The 9,217-nt window shown below is 40.6% G+C and carries 10 protein-coding genes and 1 pseudogene; 8 read left to right on the top strand and 3 right to left on the bottom strand.

Going from position 1 to position 9,217, the window contains the following annotated elements; all coding sequences use genetic code 11:
- The 3 genes and pseudogenes from H6G76_RS25965 to H6G76_RS25955 all read left to right on the top strand — a co-directional run.
- A pseudogene (locus H6G76_RS25965) lies at window positions 1-1,539 on the top strand (bifunctional DNA primase/helicase); the annotation flags it as partial.
- Window positions 1,540-1,635: 96 nt separating this feature from the next.
- Window positions 1,636-2,136: a GNAT family N-acetyltransferase gene (locus H6G76_RS25960; protein WP_190707601.1), complete on the top strand. Its 501-nt coding sequence runs from the start codon at window positions 1,636-1,638 to the stop codon at window positions 2,134-2,136.
- 575 nt (window positions 2,137-2,711) lie between these two features.
- Complete coding sequence (locus H6G76_RS25955) at window positions 2,712-3,278, top strand: hypothetical protein (protein WP_190707598.1); 567 nt, start codon at window positions 2,712-2,714, stop codon at window positions 3,276-3,278.
- 134 nt (window positions 3,279-3,412) lie between these two features.
- On the opposite strand, the gene H6G76_RS25950 is transcribed toward H6G76_RS25955, so the two are convergent.
- Complete coding sequence (locus tag H6G76_RS25950; RefSeq protein WP_190707595.1) at window positions 3,413-3,577, bottom strand: hypothetical protein; 165 nt, start codon at window positions 3,575-3,577, stop codon at window positions 3,413-3,415.
- Between the two features lie 313 nt (window positions 3,578-3,890).
- Here H6G76_RS25950 and H6G76_RS25945 point away from each other — a divergent pair, with 313 nt between their 5' ends.
- The gene (locus tag H6G76_RS25945; protein WP_190707592.1) at window positions 3,891-4,049 is read left to right on the top strand and encodes a hypothetical protein; all 159 of its coding nucleotides are present in this window, start codon (window positions 3,891-3,893) and stop codon (window positions 4,047-4,049) included.
- Window positions 4,050-4,539: 490 nt separating this feature from the next.
- Here H6G76_RS25945 and arr read toward each other — a convergent pair whose 3' ends face one another.
- Complete coding sequence (arr, locus tag H6G76_RS38290) at window positions 4,540-5,259, bottom strand: NAD(+)--rifampin ADP-ribosyltransferase (protein WP_190707590.1); 720 nt, start codon at window positions 5,257-5,259, stop codon at window positions 4,540-4,542.
- A gap of 383 nt (window positions 5,260-5,642) precedes the next feature.
- Here arr and H6G76_RS25935 point away from each other — a divergent pair, with 383 nt between their 5' ends.
- Genes H6G76_RS25935 through H6G76_RS25920 form a run of 4 tightly spaced genes read left to right on the top strand, consistent with a single transcriptional unit; the run spans window position 5,643 to window position 8,354 of the window.
- Window positions 5,643-5,975 carry a hypothetical protein gene (locus tag H6G76_RS25935; RefSeq protein ID WP_190707587.1) on the top strand — a complete coding sequence of 111 codons (333 nt, stop codon included), beginning with the start codon at window positions 5,643-5,645 and terminating at the stop codon, window positions 5,973-5,975.
- Between the two features lie 36 nt (window positions 5,976-6,011).
- Window positions 6,012-6,869, top strand: coding sequence for a hypothetical protein (locus H6G76_RS25930; RefSeq protein ID WP_190707584.1), 858 nt, complete (start codon window positions 6,012-6,014; stop codon window positions 6,867-6,869).
- Complete coding sequence (locus H6G76_RS25925) at window positions 6,853-7,755, top strand: hypothetical protein (protein ID WP_242056518.1); 903 nt, start codon at window positions 6,853-6,855, stop codon at window positions 7,753-7,755. Before H6G76_RS25930 ends, H6G76_RS25925 begins: the two co-directional genes overlap by 17 nt.
- Window positions 7,752-8,354, top strand: coding sequence for a DUF6753 family protein (locus H6G76_RS25920; RefSeq protein WP_190707582.1), 603 nt, complete (start codon window positions 7,752-7,754; stop codon window positions 8,352-8,354). Before H6G76_RS25925 ends, H6G76_RS25920 begins: the two co-directional genes overlap by 4 nt.
- Here H6G76_RS25920 and H6G76_RS25915 read toward each other — a convergent pair whose 3' ends face one another.
- A complete protein-coding gene (locus H6G76_RS25915; RefSeq protein ID WP_190707580.1) occupies window positions 8,355-9,011 on the bottom strand; it encodes a response regulator transcription factor in 657 nt (218 codons plus the stop codon). It abuts the gene before it with no gap.
- Between the last annotated feature and the right edge of the window lie 206 nt (window positions 9,012-9,217).

Below are 9,217 nucleotides of genomic sequence, written 5' to 3'. Positions count from 1 at the left end.
TTAACTTCGCCTAGTCTGGGTACTGGTGTTGACATCTCACAATATCATTTTGATTTAGTATTCGGTGTCTTCCATGCCGTCAGTCAAACCGCCACCGAATGTGCTCAACAGCTGTATCGCTATCGCCCGAAAGTGCCGATTCATGTGTGGGTGGCTCCCAAGCCACCATTCGGTTACAAAGAAACCAACCCTACCAAAATCAAGGAACGTTTACTCCAAACCAACGAAATTACTGCTTTCTTAATCAAAATCGACCGCGAGACTGGTAAACGTGGGGTTGAGAAAGATTGGGCTTTGGACGCTTACTGTCAAATTCAAGCTTCTCGTCATCAATCAATTAACAATCTTCGGGCTGATCTGCGATCGCTGTTGTCCGATATGGGCAATACTATCGTCCCAAAGGGAGATCATATTGATGTTGAGGCTTGGGAATCCTTAAAATATGCGGCTGATGCTCTAGATGCAGATCATCATCAGTCCGTTGCCAAAGCAAATACCATCTCCAGAAGTGAGTACCGCGCACGGCAAAGTCAGGATTATCTTTCGCCTGATGAATTTTTTGAATGTGAGAAGTTCCGTATTTGGGATTCCTACGGTATGGAAGTCACCGAATCTCTAGTCGAGAAAGATAACGGCGGTCGGTTAATAGGTGCGATCGCATCTTTAGAGTCCATCTTATCTCCATCCCAAGAGAGGCTCCTTGATTCTCGGACTAACCAACAATACCCCGCACCACCAGAATTTGTCAGTGCTAAAGACTTGCAAGAGCGAAATAAATTACCTTTCTGTACAGATTGGGGAAATTACTCTGCTAAGTGGCTGGCTAGATTTAACTTAGGACTGCATGACATTCTCAAACGATTAGTCACAGGAGAAGAAATTACTGCTGCCGACGAACAACTATTAAATCTGACCCACAGAGCTAAAGAATGCGCTGCTCACATTAAGGCAATTCTTGGTTTTACTGTCCCGCCTGATTGTCAACCGATTTGGCTGTTGGCCACCCTAGTCCAGCAGTTGGGGCTAAGTTTAGATTTTCGTAAATCTGGGCCACGTGGAATGCAGGTTAAACTATTTTCGCTGTCAAAATCCGAATTGGATTTTGCATTACAAGTTATCGCTCATCGTCAACAGCAACGCGCTGATTACGCTCAAACCCAGTCCTTACAAGGGTTTGAGCCTGTTTCTTTTCCCGTATCCGCCCCCCCCATAAATGGTATAGAGAATCCCTTAATTGAGGGGGCGGATACTACGCCTTCTTTAGAAGTAAAGGAGAAAGATTCTTGCCCCGAAGCCTCCGAGTGCGATCGCACCACTCTACTTCATTGTGTAGAAATGCTTCGCTCTGGCATCGCTTTAGGAGCCGAAGCCATCAAAGGAATTCTCAAGCGATGGGCCAGTGATTGGCGATGGGAGGTGGTGCTGGAGTTGGATGCTTTAGCGGCGAATGAACTACGTTCGGTTGAGACATTAGTACCGGAATTTTACTCCTGGTTAGATGAATTGGTGTTGCCAATGGAGGGTAGTGCTGGGTATTAGTTATTGGTGAGAGTGAATTTCAAATTGTTGCTATGGCAACCTCGATACAATGAGATTTCTAGTTTCAAGCATTTGCTGATGTGAAGAGGTAGTCACATGGATTTGTTTGTTCGAGAAGCTCAAATCGATGATGCCGAAGCGATTGTCAATTTACTCAACCCGATTATTGAAGCTGGAGTATATACTGCACTCACTACCCCATTCTCCATTGAAGCTGAACAAGAGTTTATTTCTAACTTTCCTCGGCAGGGTATTTTTCTGGTCGCGGTCTGGCGTGAACAGCAGAAGATTGTGGGCTGTCAAAACGTAGAACCGTTTGCCACCTACTCTCCAGCATTTGCTCATGTTGGAGTCATTGGAACTTTTGTCGATCTTTCACATCGGCGGCAAGGAGTAGCTAAAAGTTTATTTCCAGCTACATTTGAAGCTGCACGTGACAAAGGATACGAGAAACTGTTTTCATTTGTGCGTGCAGATAATGCAGCAGCATTGGCAACCTACCTCAGCCAAGGGTTTTACCGTATTGGTACAGCACGAAGACACGCAAAAATTAACGGAATATATATAGATGAAATTATGATCGAAAGATTTCTGTGAACGCTTTCCATAATTAGCTAAATTCCGGTAGATCAGGGAGAGCCATTAAAAAAAGCAACAGCTTTAACAAACACCGTTCGTTCGGTTCGCGGACAATACCGTTCGGTTAAGATATCTCTTCGTTAAAATCGCAGAGGCGCAGAGGAGAGGTTACTGTTTATTCTCCCCTGCGACCCTGCTTGCCTACACAAGTAAGTTTCTTATCCGAACCTTATTGGGTTGGGTTCGCGGACTAATTGAAAAAATTTCACCCCAAGCCAAGAAGGTTTTTAGCTTTCTCTGTTCTACAATCGCCCAGCTAGCAGCGTACTAAAATAAATTTTTACTGTATATACAATTTCTGTACCATATCTACACACGCTGTTCACTTCCTGGCGAAGATTAAAAACAAGGTAGAGTAAGGCTTTCTATACAATTAGCTCCAATCGTATGTACATAATGAACAGAGTCGTTACTGGGAAAGCTATAGAGCTAGTAATAATTTTCTGTACAGTAGCCCCAAATGCTTATAAATCCGGGAAATAATTGGGCTTAAACGCGGTAAGCTGTCTATACCAGGGTTAAAGGATACAAATATGACAAATGTAGAACGTGAATCGATTAATTTCCGACTACCCAAAACCCTGATCAAAGCACTTCGTAAAGCGGCACGAGAACGTAAAACAACCGTCACACAGTTGGTGATCCTTGGTATACAGCAGGTTTTAGGCGATGCACCAAGTACAAAAGAAACTGTAGAAAATCGCTTGCACAAACTTGAACAAGAAATTCTCCTTTTACAAGCTCAGATTGACAAGCTTTCTCAACCCAATCAAAGCAATATTGAAACTAAAGTGGAAGAACTATCTATTAAAGTGGCACGATTTGAAGGGGTATTGATCCAAATGCAAAATACCATTAACACATCAAGGTCACGCAGCAAATCAAGCACTTACCCCTACCAAGCTCAAGCACCAGTCAAGCTTGAACCCCGGAATGCAGAACAATTAGCCTCGCGTCTTGGCACTACTGTATCGACCGTCGAACAAAAACGTGCAACTATGCGCCCGAAGGACTTTGAACGCTGGACACAAGACCGCGATTTGGGTAATCGTCCTTGGCGTTTTAATGAGAAAGATGGGCTTTATTACCCAGTAAATTGACAAAATGGAACAATGGCACTTGCCTGTTGCTGATCTCAAAATCGGACAAAGGGGAAAATATTTGATGGTCACAAGAAAAGGGTTTCAACAAAGGAAGCACGAGCGGCGAGCGCTCCTTGCGGTAAGAAGAGTATTTAGGCTACCGTCGAAGGTATAACATCGGTGAGTACACCGTCTGATGGAAACGGCTGTGCATCAAATATAGGTTTTGCATTAAATCGACATTTGATTTTAATTTCAACACTCTTGAGACTGCCTGTTATTTCTATAGCTTCGACATCATCTATGACAGTGAACAAACTTTTCTTTTCTAGCTTTGTATTTTTCACGAATATTGTCCTAGACAGAATGCTGAGATAGTACCATTTTTTTCGGAAGTGAGATCGCCCCTTGAATGTCGAGATAACTCTATTTTCCGTCGAGTGCGAACGCTACTCAAGAAGAGGGAGAACTCACAGCAATGCTAGAATCACCAATACAAGTATACTACTATTGTTTTTATGACTGAACCTGCTAGCACCCACTCCCACAACGCCAGTACCACAAGCCCAACTCAAGAATCACTACAGCTGGCCCGTCGATTTTCACGCAGCAATTGAAGAGTTTAACTGGATGGTAGATTATGTGAAGTTTTGCGAGTTGTTGGAATTGGAACCCAGCGAGTATGCAGATCAGCAATACCAATATTTTCAGCAATTAGCGGAAGCACTTACAAGATTTGATGCTGAAGCACTTGCTTTGATGATTGATGTTGGGGAAGGTAATGGGTGATCTTAGAGGCGCAGGTTAATTAGTTAAAGCTGTTGCGTTTGCGACTTCAGAAAATCGCGTTGCTCCCGTTTCAAGTTTAGGTACTGCCGTCCTAAAGCTATCCATAATAAGTTATGTAAATGATGGACTAAAACTGAGAGATTAATGCTAAGGAAAAGCTAAGATTAATTATGAGCAGTTGTATAAGAAACGCTCCAATAGATCAACTGTGCTACAACCAAATCAAAGCTTAAGAAAATTGCAATAGGTCGGCAATCGGCATGGGGAATGTCGAAAAATTTGTGCTATCAAAAAACTAGATTTTTATCGTAGTTTTTATCGGACAAAAGATAAGGGTATGTTATTTTGTGTTGGGGCGGTTTGTATTAAAATGTAGTACATATAATACAAAGATCCGGGATGTAAAACAGCGATCGCTGTTGTTACAGGAGCAGATATTCTGGGTGGAGAAGTACAACAGTATCGCTGACCAGCTTTAGAGGAAAAATATTTAGTCCTCGATCGCCTCAACACCAAGTTGCTTCAGTCGCTCAAGGTTATCCTTCATGGTGTTGATCGCTTCTGGGGAGTGTCCCTGCCAATCCATGACCTCGCCCATGACCCGCAGTGGCTCCCTCGAACGGTATGACTTCGTTGGATTACCTGGGAATTTTTTGTCGGTCACATTGGGGTCATTCTCGATAGGGCCGAGCGGTTCCACGATGTAGATCCGGCCGCGTCCCTCGCCGAGAGCTAGTTCAGCCCCCCAGGTTGCGGCATCCAAAGTGGCAGCCAGATAAACGTAGGTCGCCTTCTTGCGCTGACCGTAGTTAGAGTGATAACCGGGTTTGATTAGGTCTCCTGGCTTCAGGTCTGCTCTTGTGCCATGATAAAGAGTCAACTGCGTGACTACTCCTGTGACCCGCAACGGTTCGCGGGAGCGGTATGACATCAACAGATGCTTCGGAGACTTCTGCTGGGTGGGTTCGGGGGCATTTTCAATCTGACCGAGCGGCTCTACGATGTAGACTCTACCGTGACCTTCGCCGAGAGCTAGTTCTGCCCCCCAGATAGCCGCATCCAAGTTGGGGGTTAGGTAAACATAGGTTGCCATCCTATCCTGCTCACTCACATCCGGGGGATTGCCGGACTCGATCAGGTCTCCTAGCTTCAGGTCTGCCTTTGTACCGTAGTAGAACTGCTGCTTCCTCAGATCGTGGATAGCTGCCATCGGCTTGCTCCTTTTACTGTTCGACTGCATTGAAATCACGGGATAGTTATAACTCTCCCAGGGGACTAATACATCTTTCCAATAGCCGATCAAAAGTTGGTGGCTTTTATTGTCATGAGAACTTACGTTGGTAATTGATAAGACTTAGAGATGATAGAAATTTAACCGAATATTGTAGAACTAACGGCTAATAAAAATCAAGAGACTTTAGTACGGAAAAAAACAGTACTTTTAGCGATTCCTGGGAAATGGCTAGATATGTCATACATAGTAATAACGCTATAAAAATCTAGAAGCTAAAAAACTCAAAACAAATTGCTGAATCTGAAAAATGGTGAGGATATAGCTAGATATTTATAGATAAAAATCTATGAATAAGGTCAATGACAAAAGTATGGCAGTTTTGGGAATTTGAACATCCATCAAATAATACTGTCCGTGTGATAGCGACACCTGAAGGGCTAGAAATATTTGCTAAAGATGTATTTCAAATACTTATACCAGAACTGAAACAAGAAAAAATAATACCTTTAAAAATCAAGTCGAAAAAAAGGTCAGTTGTTTTAAATTGTAATTCGGGGATAGTAACGATTGAGACTTTAAACTCTCTGGCTATTTATAACTTAACAAGTATAGTAGAACCCGTTTTAGTTAGACAATTTATGCAATGGGTAAGAAGTAAAGTTATGCCAATTTTTCAGCAAGAGTTTATTTAGATTTTGACAGATGTTATGAAAAGGAGAGATAAAAAAATGACAGATGCTATTAATAAAACAGAAACAAATAATCAAGGGCAGGAAAATAAGGATGCAACCATAGTAAGTCTAAAAAAATATCAGCGAAGATTAATAATTGTAACGGGAGATAAAGGAGGGGTAGGAAAATCTACATTTGCTAGAGGATTAGTTCAAACTTATATAGATGGAGGCGTAAAATTTATAGGATTTGATGCAGACAGTTCTAATTCCCAATTATTAAGATTTTACGGAGAACAGTGTAACCTGGAAGCTTTAGATATTTTTGAAAGTGGAAGTATAGATATATTTTTCAATGACTTAAGAGGAAAAATATTTCCCAAAATAGTAGATGGGAAACAAGCACAACCGGAGAAACTATTTTTACTAGAATTACCTCCACAATCTAGAAGAATATTACAAGAGTTTATAGAAAGAATGGAGTTTCTGAGGATACTAGAGGAAGATTACGATACAAGAGTAACGATGGTAGTAGTTATTAGCCGGATAAGTGATTCAGTAAAGCAGCTAATTAATCTCTATGAATTTTGCGATAATAAAGTAGATTATCTAGTAGTAAAAAACTTATTTTTTGGAAAAGAACAGCAATTTACCAGATACGATAAATCAGAAGAAATCAAAGATATTAAGAAAAAATTAAAATCTCAAAGTCTAAAATTTTACGATATAAATATGCCGGATTTAATAGAACACGCCTACGATCACTTGGATGCAAATGACCTAACATTTAGGCAAGGGACAGAACAGATAGAATATCCGGCTGTCAAAGGAAGAGTATCATACTGGCTCAAAGATTTCAAAGAACAACTTAAACCAGTAAAAGGAATATTAGGGCTAGATGAAGTTGAACTGTGAAGAACAGGGTGTAGGGGGCAGGGTGTGGGGTGTAGGTGAAGAGATAGCTCCAAGCACCCTTGGGATACAAGCCCCATCTTTTCAAGACGATAACATTGGAGGAGCCTTGTCACCCTCACCAATGCAGTCTTCTCTACGAGAGGCTACGCCAACACTACCCCCAACCCCCTACACCCCATACCCTATTCATGACAAAAGAATGATTATGACAGTAGGTGATTCTCGTGTAGGAAAGTCTACAGTAACTAAATTACTGGTTGAGCGTTACCAAGCCCAAGGGCAGAAAATTCAGTTGTATAATCACGACCAACGCAATAGATTAAAAGCGTATGAAAATTTAGTGCCAATTAAAAATCTAGACTTTTTTGGAGGTGAGACAGACACAATTCTCAAAGATTTAAATAATCAGGATTTAAAAATTATTCTGGTGGATATGCCAGGGCAGTATGTAGATAAAATCTGCGAGTATATCGACAAAAGCCAATTGTTAGATTTACTAGTTGTATATGGATGGAGATTAACATTTGTCCAACCAATTTCTCACAGGAAAGACTGTCTAGATTATTTGCAACAATTAATAGATACAGCCACAAATAACGCCAACTATGTAGTAGTAAAAAATCAACATTTTGACTGTAGTTTTAGAGAATACTGCCGGACAATGCAGAGTAAACTGCCTTTCATAGGGGGTGCGGAGGTAGAACTGACAGCCCTGCATCGAGATCATTATCAAGCGATGGAAGAATTAGGAAAACCTTATTCTAGTTGCTATCAAGATACATCAATATATGTGATTTACAGAAGTTATATATATAGATGGCTTAAACATTTCTTTGATTCAGTAGATAATTCTTCAGCCAGCAAATATTTGGGGATGACTAGATGACGGCCAAGGAAATATTAAAAGGATATTCAGAAGCAGAGCAAAAGCGGATAGCACAACTGTGCCATGACATAGGGATTACTAAAGATGATCCGATGTTTCAAGTGATGGCAACAATGGGCAGATATGAGGAGACAATGATTGACCTCCAGGCAAGAATGGAGGCAATGGTGGAAGCTTGGGCGACATTGATAGATCAGAAGTTGGAAAAGACAACTAAAACAGCACAATCAATGCACTATACAGTAGTCTCTTCGGCTGTGCGAGATGAAGTTAAAAAGTTAAAGCCTAAAGCATCAGGGTTAAAGATAGATATGAACGGCTGGGGAATAGGGCCAGTATCAGCTGTGTGTGGAGTAGTGATGGCAGTTGGAGCATTATTAGGTTCTCTAACAACGTGGAATATCGTATCGAATGTAGGAACAAGCCAGTCAGTAGTAGTATCAACGCAAGATTTAAGCATTTTAGAATGGGCAAAATCCCCAAGAGGTAAACAAATGTATCAATTAATCTTAAAAAATGAACAAGCGATAGAAGCTTGCCAGCAGGAGAATAAATTGCAAGGTTACTGCCTGATCCAAATGCAGCGCAGGAGAAAGTAGCTAACTGACTTTTAAAGAGTCTTCGATATAGCCAAGCTCTTTAGCTTTGATAATGGCATTAACGCGATCGCCAACACCAAGTTTAGAAAAAATGTTAGTGCTATGACCTTTAACGGTACTTTCAGTAATAAACATCTGTTCGCCTATCTTTTTATTAGATAAGCCGCCGGACATAAGGCGGATGATTTTGATTTCGGTTCTAGTGAGGCGATCTTGATAACATTTACCTTTAATTCTCTGAGGCTGAAAAAAACTTTGAAAACTTCTTTTAGCAATGTCAGGGTCAAAAAAGTTTTTGTTGTCATAAGTAGATTTAATGGCTTCAATAATTAGCCCTGCATTATTTTTTTTGAGGATATAAGAGTTAGCACCTTTTTCTAAAGCAGCCTGAACAATATCTTGAGAGGAATGAGAAGACAAGACAATAATTTTCAGATTAGCGTGGTGCTTGATTTGGTCAATAACATCTAAGCCAGTAATGTCAGGCAAACCAATATCAACTAAAACTAGATCAGGATTTAACTGCTCAATAAGTTGGATACCTTCAGAACCAGTAGAAGCAGCACCAACCATTGTCATGTTCGATTCTCGATTGACAGCTGTAGAAATGCCCAGGCGGATTAGTTCTTCATCTTCAATAATTACTAACCGAATCATATAGATTACTTCAAGTGTAAGCCATCTCAATATTTATAACATAATCGGTAATATTAAATATTTTAATTTGTTCACAAATAAATAGAAGTTTAAAAAAGTTAATCAGGAGTGTGGAGCCAGATCAAAAACCCAAAAAGTATTAATACCAAAAGTAGATAGTCAGCGAAGATTCATTGATTTAAAATAACAATATAATAAAAATTAAT

The organism is Nostoc sp. FACHB-152, from assembly GCF_014697475.1.
Classification (GTDB): Bacteria; Cyanobacteriota; Cyanobacteriia; order Cyanobacteriales; family Nostocaceae; genus Nostoc_B.
Note: the sequence above shows the minus strand (reverse complement) of the source record. Positions and strands in the feature narration are given on the sequence as shown.

Bases quoted from the DNA above. Each gene is read 5' to 3' on its own strand.
- H6G76_RS25920 (WP_190707582.1), top strand. From the start codon at position 7,752: ATGACGGCCAAGGAAATATTAAAAGGATATTCAGAAGCAGAGCAAAAG.
- H6G76_RS25955 (WP_190707598.1), top strand. From the start codon at position 2,712: ATGACAAATGTAGAACGTGAATCGATTAATTTCCGACTACCCAAAACC.
- H6G76_RS25925 (WP_242056518.1), top strand. From the start codon at position 6,853: ATGAAGTTGAACTGTGAAGAACAGGGTGTAGGGGGCAGGGTGTGGGGT.
- arr (WP_190707590.1), bottom strand. From the start codon at position 5,259: ATGGCAGCTATCCACGATCTGAGGAAGCAGCAGTTCTACTACGGTACA.
- H6G76_RS25915 (WP_190707580.1), bottom strand. From the start codon at position 9,011: ATGATTCGGTTAGTAATTATTGAAGATGAAGAACTAATCCGCCTGGGC.
- H6G76_RS25960 (WP_190707601.1), top strand. From the start codon at position 1,636: ATGGATTTGTTTGTTCGAGAAGCTCAAATCGATGATGCCGAAGCGATT.
- H6G76_RS25935 (WP_190707587.1), top strand. From the start codon at position 5,643: ATGACAAAAGTATGGCAGTTTTGGGAATTTGAACATCCATCAAATAAT.
- H6G76_RS25945 (WP_190707592.1), top strand. From the start codon at position 3,891: ATGGTAGATTATGTGAAGTTTTGCGAGTTGTTGGAATTGGAACCCAGC.
- H6G76_RS25930 (WP_190707584.1), top strand. From the start codon at position 6,012: ATGACAGATGCTATTAATAAAACAGAAACAAATAATCAAGGGCAGGAA.